The sequence below is a fragment of the Enterococcus sp. E5-37 genome, from assembly GCF_035726925.1.
In the GTDB taxonomy this organism is placed as follows: domain Bacteria; phylum Bacillota; class Bacilli; order Lactobacillales; family Enterococcaceae; genus Enterococcus_B; species Enterococcus_B faecium.
In genome coordinates, this window is the sequence record NZ_JAPMLG010000011.1 from 65089 (window position 1) to 90062 (window position 24974).

The following is a 24974-nucleotide window of genomic DNA, read 5'->3' on the forward strand; positions in this document are numbered from 1 at the left end:
AACTTGCTGATGAAGGAGGGATTTCATTAGGAATGTCCACAAATAAAATAGCACAGCTTAGCTTATTGTCTGCTGCTTGTGTAGCAGGTAGGATCGCTTTTCAATTTATTCCGAATTTCCAGCCAATGACTGCTATTTTTTTATTTATAGTACTTTACTTAAGCTTAAAAGATGCGTTAATTGTCATGAGTCTTTCTATTGCGATCAGCAGTTTTTATTTTGGTGTTGGACCATGGGTCATCGGCCAATGGATCAGCTATACTGTTGTTCTGAGTTTGTTTTCAATCGTCTGCTTGAGAAAAACAGTGCAAAGGAATCTATGGTTAAAGGGAGTCTGTTTTTTTCTGGCGGGCATGGTTTACGGAATAGGTATGACCGTTTTTGATACGCTGTTATATCGTTTGCCTCAACCTTGGATCTATTACCTTCAAGGGGTGTCGTTTGATTTGATGCACAGTATAGGCAATGTTGTGTTCTTTCTTGTTTTTCTGCCAGTCGTCAAACGTTTTTACAATCATTCAGGAGGAAAAAATGAAAAAAATAATTTATAGTTTGCTTGCAATGAGTGTCAGTATACTCATTTTGACAAGTTGCAGTACAACCTATACACAATCGGCTTCCAACCAAAAGGAGGAAGTAAAAACATCGCAAAAAGCAACAATCACGTTACAAGAAAATGGTCAAAACTTTTCGGAAAAAGAAGTGGTCTTCAAAAAAGGCGATGATTTACTGAGTATTTTGAAACGAAATTTTGAAGTCAAAGAAGATAACGGCTTCATCACTTCGCTTGAAGGGCACTCACAGGATGAGAAAAATCAACTCTATTGGATGTTTACTGTGGACGGGAAAAGTGCTACTACTGGTGCCAAAGAGATCAAATTGAATGATGGACAATCGGTCATTTTCAATTTGTCTAAACTATAAGTTTCATAAAAAACTGTTAAAGGGCGAATATTGCCATAATTCAGTGAGTTCAGTTGATGAAAGAAGGAAAATAACATGGAAAATTTTAAAAAAAGCGGAATGTTTTCCGTAATTGCTGCTCTAGGGGCTAATATTCTAGTTGCTATCAGCAAATTTGTCGGCTATGCAATCAGTGGCAGTGCCGCCATGCTAAACGAAAGCATCCACAGTATCGTTGATTGCAGCAATCAGATTTTGCTGTTATTCGGTGATAAACAAGCCAATAAAGGACAGAGCGAGTTGCATCAATTTGGTGAAGGACGAGCAAAATACTTTTTCAGTACAATCGTCGCAATGATGCTTTTCTTCGGCGGTGGGGCACTTGGGGTGATGGAAGCTTTTGAAAAGTTGACGCATCCATCCCATGAAGTGGGTAATCCGATCATTGTTATAGCAATACTGTTATTTGGTTTGGTAATCGAAGGAAGTTCGTTACGCGTGGCAATGAAAGAAATCAAAGAATTGAATACTGAAAAACTTTCCACGATGCGCTTTTTGCGCGAAAGTCGACACAGTGAAATACTGATTATTTTTACGGAAGACTTGTGTGCTGTAATCGGTTTGGTCTTGGCTTTAGCAGGAACAATATTGACTTATGCAACCGGGATTGCTGCATTTGATGCGATCAGCGGATTGCTGATCGGTTTCTTGCTGATGGGAGCCGCCATTTTCCTAGCAAAAGAATTTTATAGTCTGATCATCGGTGAAAGCGTGACAGCAAGCGATTTATCAAAAATCAAGTTAGCTTTTGAACGTCCTGAGATCAGTCGGCTGATCGATATAAAAACAGTTCATTTAAGTCCAACGGAGATTTTAGTTGCAGCAAAAGCAGATATCGTTGGTAACAAAGAGAATGAAGCTTACTCGGTCATCAATGATATTGAAAAAAATATGCGTCAGTCTCTTCCTGACAAGAAGATGTATATATACATTGAAACAGATAAATATGACCCAAATTATTCTCGTAAATAAAACATTTATTCATGAATTGAAGCAAAAATGAGAAAAATATAATCTTGTTTTTAAATAAAACGGCTACAATTTAGCGAATTTATGTTACAATGAGTCCGCTGTTTATTTGTTGTAATTAAAGGAGATATTTTAATGAACAAAAAGAAAAGTGCGCCATGGCTTCAAGCTTTGCATGCAGTGATGCCACTTTGTATAAGCTATATACCAGTAGGATTAGCTTGCGGAGTATTGTTGCAAAAAGTTGGATTTGATCCTCTCTTATCAGGACTGTTATCGATTCTGGTCTTTTCCGGTGGCGCGCAGTTTTTAGTTGCATCTATGCTTACGACGCAAGCATCATTTGCAACGACATTATTGATGGTTTTCTTTTTAGAATTACGCTATACATTATTAGGAGCAAGTCTTGCCGGTTTTATGAAAAAAGAAAAGCGGACGTTTTTGGCTGTCTTTTCTCAATCACTGAATGATGAAAACTATGCGGTGAACTACTTAAAGTTTTCAACTGACCCTTCCTGGAATAAAAGAAAGGCTTTATATGTCAATTGGTTCTCAATGACTGCATGGGCCGGTAGCAATATGATCGGTAATTTTTTCGGATCGGTGATTCGAGTAGATGCTGACCTTGTCCATTTTGCTTTGACGGCCATGTTCATTTTCATGTTTATCATGCAGATGAAAAGCGCACTACTGATCTTTACAGGTTTATTCTCAGGCGTATTAGGGGTCGTATTCATGGTATTATTCCAAAATACTTTCGGATTGATTGCAGCAACAGTCATTGCTTCATTTGCCGGATTTATGCTGGAGAAGGCATTCAAAAAAGAAAAAGCTAAGAAACTAAGAGACCGCGGTAAAGATGTCAATGAGCCGCTCTTCAACTTCCCGGAACAGGAGGCCAATCACCATGACTAAACTATATTTGCTACTTTTAGTTGCTTGTCTGTTCATCGTGGCATATATCCCGCGCTTGTTCCCGATGCTTTATTTTACTCATCGAAAAGTGCCATCCTGGTTCAGTGACTGGATGAAATATGTACCGGTGGCATTATTTGCGGCGTTAGCTTTTAAAGATGTTTTCATTACTCATGAACATCTGGATATTGCTTGGAATATCAAAATAGCTGCAATGATTCTAGTAGCAGGCGTGGCTTACAAAACACGTTCGATGGCGTTGTCAGTTTTGACAGGACTTGCGTCTGTCTTTTTGCTGTCTATGCTTTAAACTGTTTTATTTTATTAAAAACAGAGATTGCGACATAAGTTGTTCAAACTGATCTATCCGAACTGCATTTGCAACAGTCAATTCTGGATGCAAGTTTATTCGTAGGGATAAAAAAGATTAGTGTTGGCTTATGATGCAAGCTCTTTTTTATTTTAGGAATTAGAGAGGGATTTGTCCTTCTATGATTTTTTGCTATAATAGGGAAGATGTTTATTTTATGAAAGAATAGTTGAGGGAATTTAAATGAATAAAAAATTGATGCAAGGAACATTTTGGCTAACCTTTGCTAATCTTCTATGTAAAGTTTTAGGGGTAGTCTATTTGATTCCCTGGCTAAGTATGATGGGGAACAATCAAGATGGTATGCTTGCTACGACATTGTATAATGTTGGCTATCTTCCTTATGGATTGTTCCTGATGCTTGGTACAGTCGGATTTCCAAATGCGATTGCAAAAAAAGTAGCTGTAGCCACAAAAGAAGGAGATAACGCTGCTTGTCGGCTGATTTTTAGAAGTACGATCAATATCATGTTTGTCATCGGTATCGCCTCTGCTGCACTGATGTATTTATTTGCTCCTTTACTAGCCGGAATCAGTCCGATTGCTAACGTTAATAATGGGATACTAGCTATCAGAAGTTTATGCCCATCTTTGATTGCTATCCCAATTCTTAGTGCAATGAGAGGATATTTCCAAGGAAAAAATGATCTGCGGCCTTATGGAACTTCTTTGATTATCGAACAGGCTGTGCGAGTGATCGTTATCTTGGCTGGTACTTATTACTTGCGCGTATTGACTGACGGAACCATATTAGAAGCTGTATTGATCAGTACAGTCGCTTCTTTCTTCGGTGGGTTAGCTGCGATTATCCATATGTATATCGTCGGACGCAGAAAAGACTTCTTCGAACTTAAAGATTTTTTGATTTCCAGCCGTTATTTCGAAAGAGAAAACCGATCTGCCTCTGTCTCTATCATTCGGGAAACACTACCGTTTATTTTTGTCGGCTCAGTCATTACTATCGTTCAAATGATCGACCAAGTAACGATGAAACCACTGCTTCACTTTTTCCGTCCAGAGATCGCAGATCAGCAACTGGAATTCTTATTCAGCCGTGCTTCTGTCAATCCAAATAAATTGACATTGATCCTGATCTCCATGGTAGGAACAGTAGCTATAAGCAGCTTGCCAATATTAAGCACGATGAAGAAAAAAGATCGGATACAAATCGAAAAAACAGTAGGAGATAGTTTTTCGATTGCGTTATTGATTCTTCTTCCTTCATTGACTGGAATGTCTTTATTAGCTGGACCACTATACACATTGTTTTTTGGCTATGATCCTGAAAGTGTCGGATATTTCCAAATGGCTTTGCTAGCTTCTTTGTTTTTCTCTTTATTCACGATCCTATCTACGATGCTTCAATCTTTGAATCACCATCGTTTTGCGATCCGATTAACTGTAGAAGCAATTATCCTGAAAGTCATCTTCCAAGTAATCGGATTAGGATTAGTTGGCGGATACGGGATGAGCTTATCAAATGGCTTAGCATTCGGTATTGTCTTTGTTCGCGGCTATCACTTTATGTGCAAAGAATACCGAATAGCACCTTTAGCAAAGATCAGCAATTTTTTCTTAAAAACTTTCCGCTCCACCCTGATTATGCTTGCAGTATGTTTTGCCGTTTTCTTTTTGCTGAATCAGCGATTGTCAATGGAATCAAAAAGCTATGCAATGATTTATTGTGTGGCTGTAGGAAGTATTGGCGGCTTAGTATTTTTATTTTCTCAATTCGGAAAAAATGGGTTTCGAATGTTGAAAAATGTTAAACATCATAGCAGAAGCAAAGAATAGGTTAACTAATCGTTTTTTGCTGTCACTTGAAAAACGGCAACTCGTATGATTACGCTTGTCGTTTTTCTATTTTCCAATTTTAGTTTCATATCTAATCTTACTTATGATATAGTTATAAGGTCTGGAAAAATTCTTTGAAACGAGGAAATTAAACACATGAAACTTGCAGTAGTTACAGATAGTTCGGCATATCTGCCGGAACGTATCAAGAACCATCCCGACTTATTCGTTATTCCAATCCCTTTGATTATGGATGGGAAAATTTATAACGAAGGAATCGATATCGAAGCGGATGAATATTATGGACTTTTAAAAAACAGTAAAGATTTTCCTACTACTTCACAACCTGTCGTAGGGGAAGTTTTGGGTTTATATGAGGAATTGAAAGAGAAAGGGTATGACACGATTTTAAGTATCCATCTTTCTTCAGGGATTTCTGGCTTTGTCAACACATTATTTGCGATGAAAGATGACATCAGCGGAGTAACGGTCATTCCTTATGACTCTAAGATCACTAGTATGCCGATGGGACACATGGTAGAAGCTGCCTTAGACTTAAATGATGAAGGTCAGTCCCTTGATGAAATACTTGCACATATCGATCGAATCCGAGATAATACCTACGCTTATCTGATTGTAGATGATTTGAACAATTTAGTACGAGGAGGACGTTTGACAAATGGTGCAGCGCTGATTGGCAGCTTATTAAAAATCAAACCGATCCTGACATTTTCTGAAGGGAAAATTGTTTTATTCGAAAAAATCCGTTCAAGTAAAAAAGCATTTGCTCGAGCTGAAGAAATTATTGGTAGAAGAAATAACGAAATACAACCGCCAGTCAAACTTTACGTGATACATGCAAATAATTTAGAAGTAGCGATTGCGGAGAAAGAGAAATTGCAGAAAAAATATCCAAATGCAGAAATCGAAATTGGTCATTTCGGACCAGTCATTGGTACACATTTAGGTGAAAAAGCCATCGGCATTGCCATTTCAGCGCAATAATTCCTTTTATTCAAAAAACATACCAAAAATATTCCAACATCATCTTGGACTTTCTACATGTTACTAATGAGCGTGTAAAAGAACGAGATGGTGTTTTTATTTCTATCAATGAAGCTCTTTTTCTTTGCAATCCTCACTTCAATCCTCTATAATGTCGCATATAGTTTAGTAAATGAGTAAACTACTAATTTACTTATTTACTAAAAATAAAAGGATGAGGAGTTAAAATAATGGAAATACCAACAAATTTAAAACATAAACCAGTAATCGTTGTAGAAGACTATGATAAAGTTGATGGAAGAAATGCATTAAATACGGATGCAAAAGGGCTTTCACTGGGCCTTGCTCAGTGGAATGATCGTGGAAAAGTCGATATCTCAGGCAAGGTATGGCGACATACTGGAGAAAAATGGTCACGACAGTCGGAAGAATTACCAATCACACGTATTTTAGATTTAGCGATCTTAGCTGCGCAAGGAAGTTTATACTTCCAAGATGCTTATCGTTATGAAAAATTTTATGATCCAGAAAATCCAGTCGTAGACATCATTGGATTACAAGGGAACCGAATGACGGTAGAAGTAGATACCAAAAATCCAAAGATCGATGAAGACATCATTTTGTATTACGATACACTACAAAAAGACGGAGAACTGATTGGGGAACGATTCCGTATTTTAAAACGTCTTTTAGATGAGCTAGGATATTAATAGACAGAGATGATCAAAAGGGGAAGAGAAGCATGGAGAATTTCTCACTAACAGAAAACCGAACCTTTTCACGGCTAGAAAAGCAAATGATCTGGAAGAAACCGAAAAGCCATCGGACAAGTGCAGAAGAATGGCGGATCGCCTCCGAAATCAAAGGGAATTGGCAAGATCCTGAAATGAAAATCAGTAACGTACTTTTGGAAGGAGATGCCGGGTCGGGGAAGACACAATTAGCCAAAGCACTATCTGCTGATCTGCAACTTCCCTATACAAAAGTGACCTGTTTTGCAGATATGGACAAATCAGATGTTTTCGGAGCCTTATTACCTGTAGTAGATTCTAATAAGGAACAAGACCAAGAATTACTAGAAGCTATTTACCAAACAGATACACTTGAAGCTGTACTGACACTGATCCAGAACCATTACGGCATTGATCCTTTTTCTGCTAAAGAAAAATTAGCAGAGCTAGTTCAAAGGATCGAAGCTGATTATCCAGATGCAATCCATTACAGCTATTACCCTTCTGAAATCGTTCGAGCGATTGAAAAAGGATATTTATTAGAGATTCAAGAGCCGACTGTCATCCGAGATGCCTCTGTTCTTGTGGCACTTAACTCAGCGCTCGAACCAAATGGGATGTTGAATTTACCGACAGGAATCATTCGTCGCCATCCAGATTGCGTCATTGTGATCACTACAAATCGAAATTACCAAGGAAATCGCCCATTAAATGAATCTTTAAGAGATCGGATGCAACATGCGGAAAAAATGGATCTTCCTGCCTTAGAAGTCATGGCAGAACGTGCGATGGCGAAAACTATGATCCAAAAACAAGAACTTCTCTTAAAGATGGCAGAGATTATCCGTTTGTTGGATGAAACTGCAAAAGCTAACGCCATCAAAGGTGTAGCAGGAATGCGTTCTTATTTTTATTGGGCAAATACCTATAAGCAAGGACAAGATTTACTCCAGTCGATTTATCCAAAAGTTTTGTATAAATTATCCACTGATTCAGATGAATTGGCAATTCTTGAACAAGCTTTGTCTGACAGTGGATTGCTACTGGAACTTCAGGACATATTGAGAAAAGAAAAATGGGGTCATCCTCAATCTAAGCATACAAAAGGAAGAACCATTAGCGCCGAAGAAGCAAATGAACGAAACATCACTGAAAATGCTGAAGAAATTCTGCGCTTAGATGAAAAGAAATCGTTGTCTGCTGAAGAACCAAATGAGGGAGAAGAGAAACAAGAAGAAACAATAGAAAAAAACGAGATTCCTCCTCAAATGCAAAAAGAACGCAGTAGCGATATCGAAGGAAAAAATCAAAAAGAACAACAAACAGGAGATGATTCTCAAGAAATGTCTGCTTCTGACATGGAAGCACATGATAAGGAAATCAAGAAGCAACTGAATAAAGAAGCGCGACAAATCATGAAGGAAACGATTCATGAAAAAGAAGGTCTCATCGTTCACCGACCAGCTTTCCAAGGAAAAACGCCGGAAGCACGTGAGCTACACATGCAAGTAATGCCAATAGTAGAATCACTTAGCCGGCAAATTTTAGAGTTACTGGATAATGAACAAACAGAGACGTACCAAAAAGGAAAATACGAAGGTCAGCGGTTCAATGCAAGCAAAGTAGCATATGGTGATTTGAGAAATTTTGACAAAAAGAACCCGCCACATGAGCAACCTTCTTTAGCGGTAGCTGTACGGATCGATGAATCTGGGTCAATGATACGGGATGATCGGATCGAAGCGGCAAAAAAAGCAGCGATTGCCATTGCCGAATTTTCTAAGAAAGTCGATATCCCATTGTTGATTTACGGAGATACAGCAGACCGTTCGTCAAGAGAAAAGACTTCTTTGTTTTCTTATAAAGAATTTGAAGACGGATTTCAATGGTTAAATGAAAAATTAGTCACTATGAAACCAAGGCAAAACAATCGTGATGGTGCTGCACTTCGTTTAGCAGCAGAAAAATTAAACAGACAATCCGCAACAACCAAACTGTTGCTTAATATTAGTGACGGTCAGCCAAAAGCGTTGCCGGATTATACAGGCAAAAAAGCAAAAGAAGATATCCAGTCTGTTTTGAAAGAATATGAACGTCAAGGAATCCTATTTGTCTCCGCAGCTATTGGCCAAGACAAAGAAGAAATCAAGTCGATCTACGGTGAAAGTCGTTTTGTAGATATTACTGACTTGAATGAATTTCCCAAGCAAATGATTCAACTGATTGCCCGCTATCTATGATAAAATAAAGCTCAACGAACGCACTTAGCAGATTCGTTGAGCTTTTCGTTTCTAGTTACCGGTAACAAGGATACTTCTAAAATAGAATCGGTTATAATCAAGAGGGACCGTTAAAGGAGTGAAACGATATGATACAAGAACAAAAATGGTGGAAAGAAGCAGTAGGCTATCAAATCTATCCTGCTAGTTTCAAAGATAGCAATGGCGATGGTCAAGGAGACATCAATGGGATCCGTGAAAAACTTAATTATTTGAAAGATCTTGGTATCGGCTTTATCTGGATCAATCCGATCTATCAATCTCCATTTGTCGATAATGGTTATGACGTAAGTGACTATCAAGATATAGAAGAGAGATTCGGAACGATGGAAGATTTTGATTTATTGCTAAAAGAAGCACATGAATTAGGGATCAAAGTGATTATGGATCTTGTCATCAACCATAGTTCGGATCAGCATCAATGGTTTGAAGAATCGAAAAAATCTAAAGAAAGCCCGTATCGCGATTATTACATTTGGGTCGACGGGGTAGATGGCAAAGAACCGAATAATTGGACATCGATTTTCGGCGGTTCTGCTTGGGAGTATTCTCATGAAACTGGACAGTATTATCTGCATGTTTTTGCAAAAGAACAACCAGACTTAAATTGGGAAAGCGAGAAATTGAAAGAAGAACTATTCAATATGATCCGATGGTGGTTGGATAAAGGGATAGATGGATTTCGTTTAGATGCGATTTCTCATGTAAAAAAAGATGAATATTCAGTAAAAGCCACAGAGAACCCTTTCTCACCCTTTCAAAATGTCTCAGGAATCGAAGAACATTTGACCGATTTGAAACATGTTTTTGAAGAGTACGATATCATGACTGTCGGAGAAGCAAGTGGTGTCACTGCAGAAGAAGGACCACAATGGGTAGGGAAAGACGGTTATTTCGATATGATATTCGAATTTGATCATATCCATATCTGGCAGCAAGAAAAAGAAGGGCAATTAGATGTCCTTAAATTGAAACATGCATTAAGCGCTTGGCAAACTTCATTGGATGGTATCGGATGGAACGCTTTATATATGGAAAACCATGATGTTCCTCGTGCCGTTTCAGTGTTTGGAGATACTCGTCCCGATTTTTGGGCTATGTCTGCAAAAGCAATCGCTATGATGTATTTCTTTTTGCAAGGTACGCCATTTATTTATCAAGGACAGGAAATCGGAATGACGAATATGCCCTTTGAATCGATCGATCAAGTTGATGCAGTAGATTCGAAAAGACTTTATAAAAGGCTGCTTGCGGAAGGTAAGACAAGAGAAGAAGCATTGGATATCATTCGTGAAACAACGAGAGACAACAGCAGGACACCCATGCAATGGACTTCGGAACAATATGCTGGTTTTTCTACACATGAACCTTGGCTGATCACTAATCCAAATACCAAAACGATCAATGTAGAACAACAAGAATATGAACCAGAGTCGGTCCTGCAATTCTATAAGAACATGATCCGCATTAGACAAACCAATAAAGGTCTGATATACGGTTCTTATAAAGAATATCTTCATGAACATCCACAACTTTATGTCTATGAAAGATATTTAGAAGATGAACAATATCTTATTATGGTAAACTTAACAGAATCACTTGCTGACTATGAACTTCCAAAAGAAGCAGATCAGTCCTGGACATTACTCTTGTCAAATTCCTCTAGCGGAGAATTTGAAGCTAAAGGCATACTAGCACCTTATGAAGCTCGGTTATATAAAATAAACAAGTAAAACTTCCTCGTTAAAGTTCATTAGTTGGACTTTGCGAGGAAGTTTTTCAGATTGCTCTGTCAATTACTCATTTCAATAATTCGCTCTAGGACCACCGATATATTTAGGACGAGAGCGAAGGGCTGTCACGTGAGCTTGTCCAAGGGTTTTCAAACGAGGTCTGACAGGTACTTGGACATGCTTGATATGCATACCGATTGATGTGTCACCGATATCGATACCGGCTTGTCCAACTACGTGTTCCACTTCGACAGGATCATTGAACTGGTCAAAAGCAGCAACAGAACAAGCACCTCCAGCATGTAGTGCAGGAACAACAGAGACAATTTCGAAATTTTTTGCTTCTGCCACTGTTCGTTCTACTACTAATGCTCGGTTCAAATGTTCACAACCTTGGACAGCTAGCGCAATTTCTTTAGGATCCAACAACTCTTTTAACGTACGGATGATCCATTGACCAACTTCCGCACTGGAATTTTTTCCAATATGTCCTCCAACGACTTCGCTTGTGCTGCATCCTAAAACAAAAAGATCACCTTTTTTCAAGTGTGCCTCAGCCAATATGTCATTAACTATTTCAGTCAATTGGTCTTTTAATTCTTTTTCTGACAACTTCATTTTCTAAAACCTTCTTTTTCAATTAATATTGCTTCCGTGCTTGAATACGTTGAAGACTTGCAGTTATAGGAAAGGCAAGTCCCATTCCAATCAGATTTTGGAAGATGTTTCCTGGTATAGAAGCCACTCCAGCCGGCCAATCATATAAAATCCAACCGGCGATACCATAGCCGATGATCATAACTAAGCTTCCTAATAAAAGCCCTAATCCCCACATACGAGTAGAAGATTTGCTGAAAGAACCAGCAACATATCCTTGTAACCCGTGGATCACTAATGAAAAAACTGCCCACTGCGGATATCCTGAAATCAAATCGATCAATAGACCACTGGAAGCACCAACAACTAATCCACCCGTTGGACCATAAAGAAAAGCAGCGGTATAGATCCCGGCCTCGCATAATGTCACAAATCCATTCGTAGCCGGTACAGGGATCAAAATTGTTAATGAAAGGGCAACTGTCAACGCAATCAGCATAGCATAGATCGTTAATTGCTTAGTTTTCATTTCTCATTCCTCCTTTTTGAATACCGCCAGACCAGACACTTCCGGTATGATCGTTCATCAGCACGCCATTAGAAATACAATGGGCAACAAATTTTTTACTTTCTGCTACTGCTTTGGTAAAATCTGCCCCTAACACAAGATTCGCTGTTATTGCAGAAGAAAAGGCACAACCGGCCCCGTTTACTGTTGTAGTGTCGATTTTTTTATGAGAAAATACCTCATAATGATCAATTGAATAGAGAAGATCCACAGCTTCATCTCCAGCCATCCTTGTGCCGCCTTTGATCACAATGTTTTTTGTTCCTGAAGCAGTGAGTTCTTTAGCGAGATGGATCATTTCTGTTAACGAAGAGGGAAGAGCTTGACCAGAAAGTAAAGCAGCTTCTGCCAAATTAGGCGTAATCATCGTAACAAGTGGAAAAAGTTCTTCGATGAGCTGCGAAATATACAATTGATTGATCACAGCTTCAGTTTCTTTGAATGCCAAAACAGGGTCTAAAATGATTGGGATATTTTGTTTTGTTTTTATGAAGTCTCGAACAACCATGATTGCTTCACTTGAATTCAATAACCCAATTTTGATACCATCTAATGAAGTCATTTTATCAATCGAAACTAACTGTCGTTTAAGCAATTCCAAAGATATAGATTCCAGCATAAATCGCTCATTAATATCTAGTGCCCCTATAGAAGTCAAGGCGCTTAGTCCGAATAGACCAAAATTCTCAAAAGTTTTTAAATCTGTTTGGATTCCTCCACCAGCAAATGGATCAGAACCGCCAATTGTCAAGATTCTTTTCATAACATTTTCCTCCATGAATAAGAGTATAACGAAATTTTCAAAAAAGAAAAACAGCCAATTGGCATATTTTTATCTCATCCAATTTAAAAAAACAAAAAGAAAAGAAAGACCAAAATGGATCTTTCTTTCCTTAAATAGTTAGGACTTTTGTGATTTTAATTCTTTCTCGATTTGAAGCCGTTGCACTTTCATTGTAGCTGTTCGCGGGATTGCATCAAAATCACGGATGATAGGGACGTTCAAGCGAGGAAGTTCATGGACTTGCTCCCACCATCGATTCCAATCCATTTCTTTATCAGGAGCTAAAGCAATAATCGGTTGTGGAGAATGATTTTTATCCCTTACAATCACTACTTCTGCCAAAAAATCTAACGAATCTAATAAAAAGTCTTCAATAGCTAATGTACTATTGATCGTTTCGATCAAATCCACTTGCCGATCTTTCAAAAATAGGTGGCCATGCTTATCCATAAAACCGTAATCTCCGCTATCCCACCAATCGCCATAAACATTTTCCTGGAACCGTGCATCTTCCTTGTAATAAGTCAAAGCCCGTCCTTTAGACAGTAATTGTATATGACCATCTGTGTTTTCAGGTAGGACATTCCCAACTGAATCTGTAATCCGAGCGCTTGTCATGTCTTCCAGTCCAACGCCCATATCTCTTGCATCACTTGTTTTCAAACTCTCTAGTGTATGAGCCTTAAGAATCATTGGTCCGCATTCACTTTGGCCATATACTTGAAGAAATACCGCATCCTGTGCCATCGACGTTCGCAAAAATGTCTTCATTGTCTGGTTGTTTATAGCATCAAAAGTGGAGTGATAGTATCGGATACCCGAAAAAGCTTCTGGATGCTCCTTAGCAGTAAAACGCCACTGAACAAAGTTATTCGGATGGGTCTCTAGTGCAATTGGCCGGTGAGCTTCCAACATATGAACAACTTTTGAACTTTGTGCGTTTGCTAAAGGCATCATAGGAAATCCCATGGACATCAAAGAAGAGATACCAATATTGAATCTGGAATGCACTGGAGAGATGTGAAAAGCGATTAATTTCTTTTCCGAAATTTTTGTGAAAACTGTTTTTTGCCATTTCGTCCGCCATCCCATAGAATGAGCAGAATGACAAATAAGTTTAGGGATACCAGTTGTACCAGAAGTATGGGTCATATAAGAAATTTCATTTTTGTCTAAAAATGATTGAGAAACAGACAAAGCAGGTTGTTCCATTAAATAAAGAATAGGAATCTGTTTTGATTTTGTTCCATTTGAAATTTCTCTCACTCGCTTTTTTGTCTCATCATCAAATAAAATGAAAGGGTCTTCTAAACGATCGATAAATACTTCCATTGTTGTTGTTGGTAGATGATAAGAAGTCATGACAGGCACTGCACCAAGGTAAGACACAGAAACAGCTAGAAGGTATGTGTCAAAAGCGGAACTCTTATAAATAATAACTTTGTCTCCGGATTTCACTCCAAGATGAGCCAATTGATAAGCCCGTTTCAACACACTTTCGCAGCATTTTTTGTAAGTTGTTTCAAGTCCTAATTCTGGGAAAGCTGAAAGTGGCTCATCAAAGATAATCGGGGTCTCGGAAAAGTTAGCTGCAGCTTCTTGAAAATTCGTAAATAAGTTCAAAGGGGAATACGTTATGGTCTCCATCATTCACACTCCATTATCTTTTGTTAAGTAATATACAAATTCAAGATAATCGTAACATAATCCTTTATATAATAACATAGTTTATTGTGAAAAAAAGATCATACATTTGTTTTATATGGAAGAAACCCGAACGAATGCCGCTAATTCGTGATAAGAAAAATCAACCATCTTTTCCCAGATATCTTGAAAAGAATGGGATGAGAGGTATCGATTACCACATAAATAATTTACCGCGTCAGCATCATCTAAATATAGTTCTGCATAATAACGATATGTTTTTCTGCATAGTTCTGGCGATACGTTTTTATATACTGTAATTTTGCTCAAAATTTGGCGAATAGTCCGAGGAGAAATTTGCTGATCATGTGAGGAACGAAAAACAAAAGAATTTTCGTCCGTATTTTGTGCTGTTAACTTAAAATAGTTCTCCAGAAATGGCATCGCTTCTTTTGGTATTGGTACTTTATTCAGTCTGTTTTCTTTTCTATTCAGATTAAGAATCTGCTTGGTCAAAGATACATCTTTACGTTTAAGTTCTACTACTTCATGGATCTTTAATCCGCAATACAGAAGAATGGCAGTAATTGCAAGGTTCCTCGGTCTATTCTTTTCTTCAAAGCTAGCTTCTCTGCTTGTTTGAAAGCCTTCAATCGGGATAAACAAATGCTCAAAATCTTTGAAAAGTTCTGCATCGATATATCGCGGAGCTGCTTTGGTTGTTTCCGGTAAACTTGTACCCAAAAGAGAAATCTCTTCTTCAATCAGTCCTTTTTGATACAAAAATCGTAAAAAATGATTTAATGAATATTGCTTCCTTGAAATCCCGTAATAGCTATTTTCAAACAATTGCTCCGTTTCTTGGTTCGCTGTAGTTTGGAACGAACGAGTATGTCGATAGATTTTAGCTAAGAAATTCTGATAATCTTGTTTTTCTAAATGGATAATCAGCTGATCATCCACTTCTTCAGAAAATACTTTTCTCAAATAATCAGTAAACAGATGAAAATCTTTTGCGTATTCATAGCGACTGCCTAATGAAAGGGAAGAACGATTTTCTTCTAAAAACTGTTGAAAGACGGAAGGGAGCAAGTGTGTACGTTGCTTTAACTTTTCTTGCAGTTGTTTTCTAGTTTTGCTGTCCATTACAAATTCCCTCCAATAGTGTTCATTTTCTATATTTTACCGCATTTCATCAAATGAAGATAGACAGTTTGTCTTGATCTTAGGAAGCAAATTTTTAACTAAGTACTAGCTAAAAGATATGAAGTAAGAAGATACATTTTTAGTTATTTTATTAGTGCAGTCATTCTTTTGATCTTTTAATTGATTTATCCTCTTTTTAGCTATGTGGTTACTTCATGAGCAATGAAATGGATTTGGTTCGTTCTAATGGCAGGAGGCTCTTTCTTTTATTTCCGAAAAATTAGAAAACATTTTTTCAGAATCGATTGGCTCTCCATTTATTCAATAATGGTTTGTCTAACGATATTGTTGGGATAATTCTTAAAGAAGTATTAGAAATAGTTGGTACTTCATTACTTTACATGAAGATTTATTCTATGGTAGGAGCAATTATATTGAGAATTAATCCTTTTTTTATATAAGTTGTTTGCTTATTGATGGATTGGATAAATTAAACCATCACAACGAGTGGAAATTATATGAAATTTTTCATAAAAATTCATATAGAAACAAATGACATTTTATTAGAATATGACTTTCATTAACATAAATGTTTTCAAATTTCAATTAAATTGTTTTAATCAAATTCCAATCTAAATATTTGTAGAAAACAATCGTCTCCTATAGAATAAATTTATAAGTAACAATATACCAATCATAAATCTATTTGCTAGGAGGAATTTACATGGAAGAGAAAAATTTAACGGTCATCGGAAGCTATAGTACGAGGGAAGAAGCATTATCAGTAATTGAACGGTTGCGTAACGAAGGGTATGAACGAGATGATATCGTTATTTATACTACTGATGAAGCAGCATCTAGACTAGGATTTGACGGATTGTCTGGTATAGATGTTGAAACAGATGAAAATCGGATGGATGGTGAAGAAGACCGTTCTTTATGGGAAAAAATAAAAGATACTTTTTCTTTTGATACCTATGATTCTGAGACGGCTACACCAGAAAATGATCCTTTATATCAATATAGAGGAGATATTTCTGATGGAAAATTTGTCATCACAGTAAAAGGCTATCGTCAGCCAGAAACAACAGAAGATACAATGGATACACAAGATACTGTTAGCCCAGCAAGCACAATGGGGACTGGATTAGAAACTGGCACTGGAACAGATCCAATGGACGTAGGTGGCACGACAGGCTTTCAAAATACAACGGATCCATTGAATATGACACCAGGAACTGATCCGATGGACGTACCTGGCGAGACTGATACAATGGGTACAAGCAAGACTGAAGACATCGATCGCAAACCAAATCTAGATGATGATACAATTCAACTAAAAGAAGAAAAATTAGATGTAAATACACATGATGTGACAACTGGAGAAGTCGACATCCACAAACATGTGGTCAACGATACTGAAACGGTAGAAGTACCGGTCAAACGTGAAGAAATCGTCATCGAACGCAAACCAGTAACAGATCAATCTTCACAGGGAACAGACGAAAACTTGGAAGATGACACGATTACTATCCCAATCAAAGAAGAGCAAGTAGATGTAAGCAAACATACAGTTATTCGTGAAGAAGTTGGGATTCATAAAGAAGAACATGAAGATGTTGAAAAAGTGACAGAAGATGTTAGCCGAGAAGAATTGGATATTGACACAAGCGGTGATGTACACATTGAAGACCGCAATAAAAAATCGTAAGCGTAAGCTAAAGAGGTTGTGACAGAAGTGGTCAGCTTAAAGAAATTTCGGCTTATTTCCGAAGAAGCTACTTCTGGAACACCGTTTATTCGCAACAAAAAAGTGCTGTGACAAGATTTTTGTCACAGCCCTTTTTTAGGGATAAGCATTATTTTTTAGGCTTCAACGGCAATTGGACTTTAAAATCGACTCCTTGTGGAAGATAATTGGATACAGAAATCTGTCCATGATGCTGTTCGATTACCTGTTTTGCAATTGCCAAGCCAAGCCCGTATCCGCCAGTCTCTTTCGCCCGAGATTGATCTTCCCGATAAAATCGATCAAAAATCCTTGCTTGATCTTCTTCACTGATAGAAGGGCCAGTATTCTTTACGTGAATCAGCCATTCTTTATGGTTAACAGATGAATCCAAAATGATCTTATCTTCTGGATTCGTATATTTTAATGCATTATCCAGCAAAATAACCAAAACTTGATGGATTTTTTTTTCATCAATTGGTACTTCTAATGTTGCATCGTTATGGAGAATAAACTCTTTTCCATCTATGGTGGCCATCTCTTGAAATGGTTTAACAAGTTGTTCGATATATTCTTGTGTATTGATCATTTGCTTTGAAAGCAGCTGCTGATCAGAATCATTCCGAGCGATTGTCAGCAAATCCGAAGTCAATCCAGTGAGGCGCCTCGTCTCTGACAATGCTTGAGCGATGCTTTCGGATTCTTCAATAATAGTATGATTAGGCTTGGTAAAAAGATGTTCCAAACTATTTTGAATAATCGTTAACGGTGTGCGCAATTCATGAGAAGCATTCTCAACAAATTCTTTTTGTCTTCTCCAAGAAAGAATAATAGGGCGCATGCTTAGACTAGACAAGTAATAACTGATACCAATAGAGAGAATCCAAAAAACAATCATACACAAAATCATAATCGTGCGAAAAGTCGCTAATGAATTCTTGATTTGATTTGTATTTTCTAAAATTTGGATGTAGGCAACGCCATCTTGATTCGTCTCCGCTTTTTTCGTAATCGAACGGAAAGAGAGGGCAGATGAGCCACTGTCTTCATTTAATTCAATATTTTGGATGGTATTCAGATTTTTCGTATCCATTTTTAATTCTTTGATTTGGTTGAAACGCCCACCAATAGCTGCTTTATTCAATATCTCACCATTTTTAGACCACAAGATCACTTGAGTGTTAAAACGGTCATTTGATGGTTCCATTAATGGCTGTTCCATGTTTGTTCTGTTTTGTTCCGTTTGAGTCGGGTTTAAAAAGGGATCGCCTTGCTGATATCTTTGTATCTCTAATTGTACTGTTCGAGAATCAAAATTTATTTTCTCTAATGACAGATCTGTTTCTCTGTATGCAGATTGGTTTAATATCTGTAAAGTAATGAATCCCAAAAGAAAAAAGATAAAAGCAAATGCTGCTACATTTGTCGCAAAAAAGCGACTACGTTGCTTTCGTGTAATATCTCCATTCATTGCATCACACCCTTTGCAGTATATAACCGACATTACGTAAGGTTTTGATTTCTTTATCCAATCCAGTACTTCGCAGATGTTTTCGTAAGTTGCTCATATAAACTTCAATAACTGTAATCGTCGTATCAGAATCAAATCCCCAGATCCGGTCAAATATCTGCTCTTTTGTCAAAATGATTCCCTTATTTTGTAAAAAATAAACGAGCAATTCAAACTCTTTTCCTTGTATGGGCAAAACTTGTTCTTTATACAAGACTTCATTGCTTTTTAAATCACAACTGATATCCTTATACTTCAGAACATTTTCATCAAAGAGACCTAGCGAGCGTTTCAATAATGCTTTCACGCGCATGATCAGTTCTTCTCGATAGAAAGGTTTTGTTAGATAATCATCTGCACCTCGTTCAAATCCTTCAATCTTATCTTCCAAACTATCTTTTGCAGTCAAAATCAATACTGGAGTCTGTATTTTTTCTTTCCGTATTTTTGCTAACACTTCATATCCATTCATTTCCGGCATCATCAAATCCAAGATTGCAAGATCATAAACTCCACTTTCCAACTCGAACAGTCCTTCACTACCATCATAAACTTGTGTTATCTCGCCGATTGCAGCGAGTATTTCTTTTATATTATTGGATAATACTTTATCGTCTTCTACTACTAATAGTTTAATCATTTTCCCACCTCATTGATTTGGTCACTTTAGTTTATCATGGAAAGCATAAATAAGGCTTAAATAAATTTTTTATGACTCATGTTAAGGTTTTATCGAAAGATGTCTTAGACAATTTATTGATAAGAAAAAAACAACACAAGTGACAAATTGTCACTTTAGAGTTACACTATTCAACAAGTGACATTTTGTCACTATCAATCTATCATAGGGAGGAAAAACAAATGTTTCTAGCTATCAAAGAAATTCGCTATTCTAAATTACGATATGGCTTGATCGTCGGTATTATGTTCTTGATTGCGTATGTCGTATTCATGTTGTCAGGACTAGCGAATGGACTTTCAGAAGAGTTTAAAAAAGCAATCGATGATTGGGACGCACAAGAGATTGTTTTGTCGGAGGATGCAAATCAAGTATTTGCAGCTTCACAATTAACAAGAGGAGATCTGAAATACATTGAAGGAGGAGAGAAAGCACCAATCGGATTGTACAGCGGAGCAATCAAAGGAAAAAACAAAGAAAATGTTACAGTTTTCGGCACAACGAAAGAAGCATTTTTATTACCAAAACTCACGAAAGGGCATGAATTTAAAACAAAGAATGAAATCATCATCTCTCAAAATCTGGCTGATTCAGGCTATAAAATTGGAGATACGATCAAAATTGGCAGTTACGACGATCCTTTGACGATTGTCGGTATCTTTCCTGAAACTTATTACACAGTTTCTCCCGTCATCTATGCGTCCCTAGATACGTGGACTGCTTTGAAGTATGGACAACAGCCGTTTGCTTCTGAAGAAGAACAGCCGATCAATGGGATCGTAATAAAGGATTCAGCTAAAATTTCGAAAGAAAAAGCATCGAAGGGTCTACAGTTATTAACTATTGGGACATTCATTGAAAGTATTCCTGGCTATTCTGCCCAAAATATGACCTTAAATGCGATGATATACTTTTTGTTCTTAGTGGTTGCTGCCGTGGTCGGTATTTTCATGTACGTGATGACACTTCAGAAGACTGCTATTTTTGGAGTAATGAAAGCACAAGGGATCAAAAATTTCTTCATCGCTAAATCTTTAGTAGCACAGTCCTTTATTGTTGGGGTGGTAGGCGTTCTGCTTGCTCTTTTGTTTGCTTATTTGACTAGTCTGATTTTACCAAGCGCGATGCCTTTTGCTGTTTTTTGGTCACAATGGTTGCTATATAGTGGGATTTTGATCATTGTCGCAATGCTAGGCGGATTGTTTTCGATACGTACGATAACCAAAGTAGACCCAATTACAGCAATAGGAGGTTAATAAAAATGAAAAAAATATTAACGATGAAAAAAGTTACCAAAACATTTGGTTCTGGTCATACAAAGGTCTCAGCTTTGAAAGCAATTGATTTTTATGTAAAGGAAGGAGAATTCGTCAGCATCATTGGTCCTTCTGGTTCAGGTAAAAGTACTTTCCTTACCATTTCAGGAGGATTGCAAACACCGACTTCCGGAGAAATAGTGATCAACGGTCACTCACTAACTGAGCTTCCAGAAAAAAAACGAGCAGATTTACGCTTTAAAGAAATAGGATTTATTCTCCAAAGCTCTAATTTGATTCCTTTTTTAACGGTAAAGGAACAATTTGAACTAGTTGACCAAGTTACTTCAAAAAAAGAAGATTCAACAAAAATCGATTCCTTGCTGCAATCTTTAGATATCCAGTCACTTAAAAATAGTTATCCTAAAGACCTTTCTGGTGGAGAAAGACAGAGAGTGGCAATTGCTCGCGCTTTATATAATGAGCCAAGCTTGATCTTAGCAGACGAACCAACAGCTAGTTTGGATACAGATCATGCATATGAAGTCGTCAAATTACTAGTTAAAGAAGCTCATGAGAAACAAAAAGCGACTATTATGGTTACTCATGATGTCCGTATGATTCAATGGAGTGATCGCGTTTATCGAATGGAAGATGGGTACTTGACAGAAGAAGAGAAAAAGAAGGAATGAATCCTTCATGACAATGAAGGGCTATCCACGTATAATCAGAGATAAAGGAGAGATGTGGATGCCAAAAGAAACTTTTTTCAATTTATCGAACGCAAAGAAACAGAGAATCGATGACCTATTACTGGAGATATTTTGCTCACAGCACATCAGCCAAGTCAAAGTCTCAGAAATCGTTGACAAGATGGGGATGTCGCGCGGTGCTTTTTATAAATATTTTCAAGATTTGGAAGATGCTTATTTGTATACGATCAAAAGCAGTTCTCACATAGTCCATCAAGATATCTTAAAATTCATTAGCGAAAACAAACAACATTTCTTTTTGGGGATCGAAAAATATTTAGAGTGGTGCTGCGACTTAGATCACGAAAGTATCTATTGGCAAAGGTTATACTTGTTAACCCAGCGAAATGATCAGCAGACAACCAAACGTAGAGAACTATCGGCTGATTCTCCAATGAACGAAAAATGGCTGGAATTATTAAGAATCAATCATTTCTCCATTCAATCGTCGGAAGAAGCAGTTAGTTTCCTATACTTTTCCATGACCCTCGTAATGAACACTTTGACGGATCTCATTGCAAATAATTGGACAAAAGAAGAGTTGTTAAAAGACTTTCGCTATAAATCTCGTTGGATTGCTGAAGGAATACAATAAAAAGAAACAGCTATGTGTATTTGTCCTGAAATTTTTATCAGGGTGGTTTATACATAGCTGTTTTTTGATTATTCATAACTCGAATAAGCGGATGAGTTCTTCTTCATTTGCGAATGACACACTATCATCAATCAATATATGAGGAACATGGGCATTCAAAATGGGTTGATTCGTAACGATCAGATCATACTCGAGAAGATTGTATTTCGACAGCTGATCTTCAGTAATAGCAGTTGTCTCAGAGTGAATTTTATGCACAGCAAGAATATCACTGATATATTCTTCAATATATTGACTATGTCGAAGACTTAAGTCGCTGATAATCAGTATTTTTTTATCAGAAGTATAATGGTGAATTTCAGGATTACCGATAAGCATCCAAAAGATATAGCTAGATAAATAATAAATCAGATTCTGATTCAGTAGAGTGGAATAAAATTGAAGTTCTGCACGAAATCCAGCATATAGACGTATCTGGCGGTGTTGCATCTGCTGTGCAAAGTAAGTTGCACGGATCGTCAAATGAGTCGTATCGTATGGGAAAATACGGGAGAAAAAATAAATTTGCGTTAATAATTGAACAACATATTCTTCGTTTTTTTCTTTGCAATCAGCGGATGAAAACGAACAGTAGGACATATTTTTTCGTATCTGCTCACTGATTTCATTTTTTTCTTTCTCCGAAAATTCTGAAAAAATCGTATTGACAAAATAGTTCACTACTTTTATATAGCTGCTGTACTTCAATTTTCCTAAGAGATTTTTCAAGATTAAGAAGTCTTTTTTATCGATATTTATCAACTGTACATAAGAGTCTCCAGCTTTCCATTCAAATGGAGTTCCTTGGGATTCTCTCATGAGATGCACAACAAAATACATAATAAAGAAAGATTGCTCATATGGGCTTTCTTCCTGAAACAAATTCATCTGACAATTATTCTTGACCATAATTTCTTTGATCTTCTTTTTTTCGATTGGAAATGGCAACGTGCGTCTTCCGTAGTAACTTAAAAAGAAAAAGGTGACAAAGATACGCAACTGGAGCTCACTTTTAAGGCTAGTTAACTGAAAACCTTGGTCAACGATCACTTTTAATAAATAGCTTTCTAAAATTTGATTGCATTGTTTCAACTTACGTGTAAAAGAAGACCGGCTGATGGAAATTTTTTCACAATAATACTCAATCGTTTTACCCGGATTGACAATAATCTCATTTAATAAACGACTGTTTGTAGAACTTTGCGACATTTCCATCAGAACATTTAAATAAGCTGGTACATTCAAATGTTCAAGACGATACCCCAATTTTTGTGAAGATTGAATCGTTACATCCGTTCCCCAGCAGATTTTGATCTCTTCGATATACCTTACAAATGTAGATTCTGAACTACCAATTCGTTTGGCAAGTTCTTTTTTAGTCATCCACTTGTCAGAAATGGACAGAATTCGAATGATTTTTTCCATCTTTCTATAGTTTCATTCCAACAACCTGATCATATGTTTTTCTCCCTCAACCCTTTTCTTTCAATGAAACGCTCATTAATCGAAGGAATCAACTTCATAAATGAAACCAATTGGTATGAAAATTGGTGTGATTCCCTTTAGCGCCCTTCGTATAATAATTATCATATTAAAATAAATAAAATTATGTAACGCCTGTTTATTTTAATAATTTTCACTATTCACGTCAAAATAGAAAAAAAGAAAAAGGAGGGGAAAAATGACGACCACAGGGAAGAAACTGAAAGTTATTTTCATGCTGATAATATTGAGTTTATCAAACTTTGTGCCATTATCTGCAATAGCAGACACTACAGATGATCCAACAGTTTTAGAAACAATTTCAGCTGAAGTCATTTCGGATCAGTCTGGAAAAAAAGCACTGAACATCAAGCTAAATGCGAATAACACCAGTGCTGAAAAGATAGAAAAAGAAATTGGTCTAGTCGAAAATTACTTAAGTGATGTGGAAAGAAAAGAAGGAGATGGCTATGCTTATCAGGTAAATAGCGGGAAAATTACGTTGGAAATCTCATCAAACACTAAACAAACTATCGATCTGAGTTTTCCAATCGATCCAGCACTTTACCACAGCCAGGCAAACAAGCTGATCGTCGATAATAAAGAATATGACATTATTGATGAGACAGAAAATAAGAAAGATACAGATGTGTCAGTACCAAAGCCAGACGAAATAGAAGAAGAATCATCAAAAGAAAACGAAAATTCTGTCAGCCCATTTACATTGCCTACATTATCCTTGCCAGCTGTGAGTGTGCCATCTAATCAAACGATTCCTACAGAATATACAACAGATGATCAGGGCACTTATCCTAAAGCCAGTTGGCAACCTACAGGAAATACAAATGTTCTTGATCATCAAGGCAATAAAAACGGAACAAATCAATGGGATGGTATAAATTCTTGGAATGGAGATCCTAATGATCGGACCCATTCGTATATCGAATATGGAGGAACCGGTAATCAAGCAGACTATGCGATACGAAAGTATGCAAAGGAAACAAGTACACCCGGATTGTTTGATGTTTATTTGAATGCTCGTGGAAATGTACAAAAAGATATCACGCCTCTTGATCTCGTATTGGTCGTAGACTGGTCAGGAAGTATGAACGACAATAATCGGATCGGTGAAGTAAAGATTGGTGTCGATCGTTTTGTCGATACTTTAGCAGATAGCGGTATCACAGACAAAATCAATATGGGATATGTCGGCTACTCAAGCGAAGGATATAGCTACAGTAACGGTGCAGTACAGATGGGTTCATTTGATTCAGTGAAAAATCAAGTAAAATCCATTACACCTTCACGGACAAATGGTGGTACTTTTACACAAAAAGCACTAAGAGATGCAGGAAACATGCTATCCGTTCCAAATGGACATAAAAAAGTGATCGTTTTGCTGACGGATGGTGTACCAACATTTTCCTATAAAGT

At 37.1% G+C, this 24974-nt stretch carries 23 protein-coding genes; 15 read left to right on the forward strand and 8 right to left on the reverse strand.

Translation table 11 applies throughout. From position 1 onward, the window contains the following. The first annotated feature begins 32 nt into the window (after nucleotides 1–32). The 10 genes from OS138_RS09945 (at nucleotide 33) to OS138_RS09990 (ending at nucleotide 10759) form a co-directional block, all read left to right on the forward strand. Nucleotides 33–551: a membrane protein gene (locus OS138_RS09945; RefSeq protein ID WP_002295904.1), complete on the forward strand. Its 519-nt coding sequence runs from the start codon at nucleotides 33–35 to the stop codon at nucleotides 549–551. Continuing rightward, nucleotides 532–924 (forward strand): DUF4430 domain-containing protein, encoded by a 393-nt coding sequence (locus tag OS138_RS09950; protein ID WP_002295902.1) that lies wholly within the window; start codon nucleotides 532–534, stop codon nucleotides 922–924. The genes OS138_RS09945 and OS138_RS09950 overlap by 20 nt, the downstream gene beginning before the upstream one ends. A gap of 75 nt (nucleotides 925–999) precedes the next feature. Further along, a complete protein-coding gene (locus OS138_RS09955; protein WP_002295900.1) occupies nucleotides 1000–1935 on the forward strand; it encodes a cation diffusion facilitator family transporter in 936 nt (311 codons plus the stop codon). Between the two features lie 132 nt (nucleotides 1936–2067). Next, nucleotides 2068–2847, forward strand: a complete 780-nt coding sequence (locus OS138_RS09960) for an AzlC family ABC transporter permease (protein ID WP_002295898.1) — start codon at nucleotides 2068–2070, stop codon at nucleotides 2845–2847. Continuing rightward, nucleotides 2840–3157, forward strand: coding sequence for an AzlD domain-containing protein (locus tag OS138_RS09965; protein ID WP_002295896.1), 318 nt, complete (start codon nucleotides 2840–2842; stop codon nucleotides 3155–3157). The genes OS138_RS09960 and OS138_RS09965 overlap by 8 nt, the downstream gene beginning before the upstream one ends. Nucleotides 3158–3400: 243 nt before the next feature. Then, a complete protein-coding gene (locus tag OS138_RS09970; protein WP_002286080.1) occupies nucleotides 3401–5011 on the forward strand; it encodes a polysaccharide biosynthesis protein in 1611 nt (536 codons plus the stop codon). 156 nt (nucleotides 5012–5167) lie between these two features. After that, entirely contained in the window at nucleotides 5168–6016 is an 849-nt protein-coding gene (locus tag OS138_RS09975; RefSeq protein WP_002286075.1) for a DegV family protein, read from the forward strand. 230 nt (nucleotides 6017–6246) lie between these two features. After that, a complete protein-coding gene (locus tag OS138_RS09980; protein WP_002286073.1) occupies nucleotides 6247–6726 on the forward strand; it encodes a DUF6530 family protein in 480 nt (159 codons plus the stop codon). A 32-nt stretch (nucleotides 6727–6758) separates the two neighbouring features. Continuing rightward, the gene (locus OS138_RS09985) at nucleotides 6759–8987 is read left to right on the forward strand and encodes an AAA family ATPase (protein WP_325070074.1); all 2229 of its coding nucleotides are present in this window, start codon (nucleotides 6759–6761) and stop codon (nucleotides 8985–8987) included. A gap of 128 nt (nucleotides 8988–9115) precedes the next feature. Beyond that, on the forward strand, nucleotides 9116–10759 hold the full coding sequence (locus OS138_RS09990) for a glycoside hydrolase family 13 protein (RefSeq protein ID WP_325070075.1): 1644 nt from the start codon (nucleotides 9116–9118) through the stop codon (nucleotides 10757–10759). A 72-nt stretch (nucleotides 10760–10831) separates the two neighbouring features. On the opposite strand, the gene OS138_RS09995 is transcribed toward OS138_RS09990, so the two are convergent. The 5 genes from OS138_RS09995 to OS138_RS10015 form a co-directional block, all read right to left on the reverse strand. Next, a complete protein-coding gene (locus OS138_RS09995; RefSeq protein ID WP_002286070.1) occupies nucleotides 10832–11377 on the reverse strand; it encodes a TIGR01440 family protein in 546 nt (181 codons plus the stop codon). A 22-nt stretch (nucleotides 11378–11399) separates the two neighbouring features. Next, the gene (locus tag OS138_RS10000) at nucleotides 11400–11885 is read right to left on the reverse strand and encodes an ECF transporter S component (RefSeq protein ID WP_002286069.1); all 486 of its coding nucleotides are present in this window, start codon (nucleotides 11883–11885) and stop codon (nucleotides 11400–11402) included. Continuing rightward, nucleotides 11875–12687: a hydroxymethylpyrimidine/phosphomethylpyrimidine kinase gene (locus tag OS138_RS10005; RefSeq protein ID WP_002286068.1), complete on the reverse strand. Its 813-nt coding sequence runs from the start codon at nucleotides 12685–12687 to the stop codon at nucleotides 11875–11877. Before OS138_RS10005 ends, OS138_RS10000 begins: the two co-directional genes overlap by 11 nt. A gap of 138 nt (nucleotides 12688–12825) precedes the next feature. Beyond that, complete coding sequence (locus tag OS138_RS10010; RefSeq protein ID WP_002286067.1) at nucleotides 12826–14358, reverse strand: AMP-binding protein; 1533 nt, start codon at nucleotides 14356–14358, stop codon at nucleotides 12826–12828. Nucleotides 14359–14466: 108 nt separating this feature from the next. Continuing rightward, nucleotides 14467–15498 carry a tyrosine-type recombinase/integrase gene (locus OS138_RS10015; protein ID WP_002286066.1) on the reverse strand — a complete coding sequence of 344 codons (1032 nt, stop codon included), beginning with the start codon at nucleotides 15496–15498 and terminating at the stop codon, nucleotides 14467–14469. A gap of 724 nt (nucleotides 15499–16222) precedes the next feature. On the opposite strand from OS138_RS10015, the gene OS138_RS10020 reads away from it, so the two are divergent. Further along, nucleotides 16223–17209, forward strand: coding sequence for a DUF2382 domain-containing protein (locus OS138_RS10020; protein ID WP_002295887.1), 987 nt, complete (start codon nucleotides 16223–16225; stop codon nucleotides 17207–17209). A 148-nt stretch (nucleotides 17210–17357) separates the two neighbouring features. Here OS138_RS10020 and OS138_RS10025 read toward each other — a convergent pair whose 3' ends face one another. Then, a complete protein-coding gene (locus OS138_RS10025; protein ID WP_002297809.1) occupies nucleotides 17358–18698 on the reverse strand; it encodes a sensor histidine kinase in 1341 nt (446 codons plus the stop codon). Between the two features lie 4 nt (nucleotides 18699–18702). After that, nucleotides 18703–19377 (reverse strand): response regulator transcription factor, encoded by a 675-nt coding sequence (locus tag OS138_RS10030; protein ID WP_002286063.1) that lies wholly within the window; start codon nucleotides 19375–19377, stop codon nucleotides 18703–18705. A gap of 221 nt (nucleotides 19378–19598) precedes the next feature. Between OS138_RS10030 and OS138_RS10035 the strand changes: the two genes are divergently transcribed. From OS138_RS10035 to OS138_RS10045, 3 genes are read left to right on the forward strand one after another with little or no spacing between them, the layout of a single operon-like run. Further along, on the forward strand, nucleotides 19599–20672 hold the full coding sequence (locus tag OS138_RS10035; protein ID WP_002286061.1) for an ABC transporter permease: 1074 nt from the start codon (nucleotides 19599–19601) through the stop codon (nucleotides 20670–20672). 5 nt (nucleotides 20673–20677) lie between these two features. Further along, complete coding sequence (locus OS138_RS10040) at nucleotides 20678–21364, forward strand: ABC transporter ATP-binding protein (protein ID WP_002286060.1); 687 nt, start codon at nucleotides 20678–20680, stop codon at nucleotides 21362–21364. A 7-nt stretch (nucleotides 21365–21371) separates the two neighbouring features. Continuing rightward, nucleotides 21372–22019 carry a TetR/AcrR family transcriptional regulator gene (locus OS138_RS10045; RefSeq protein ID WP_002286057.1) on the forward strand — a complete coding sequence of 216 codons (648 nt, stop codon included), beginning with the start codon at nucleotides 21372–21374 and terminating at the stop codon, nucleotides 22017–22019. Nucleotides 22020–22091: 72 nt separating this feature from the next. On the opposite strand, the gene OS138_RS10050 is transcribed toward OS138_RS10045, so the two are convergent. Continuing rightward, a complete protein-coding gene (locus tag OS138_RS10050; protein ID WP_142652880.1) occupies nucleotides 22092–23483 on the reverse strand; it encodes a helix-turn-helix domain-containing protein in 1392 nt (463 codons plus the stop codon). 256 nt (nucleotides 23484–23739) lie between these two features. Here OS138_RS10050 and OS138_RS10055 point away from each other — a divergent pair. Continuing rightward, nucleotides 23740–24974, forward strand: a 1235-nt coding sequence (locus OS138_RS10055) for a vWA domain-containing protein (RefSeq protein ID WP_325070076.1), incomplete at its 3' end; no start/stop codon positions are given.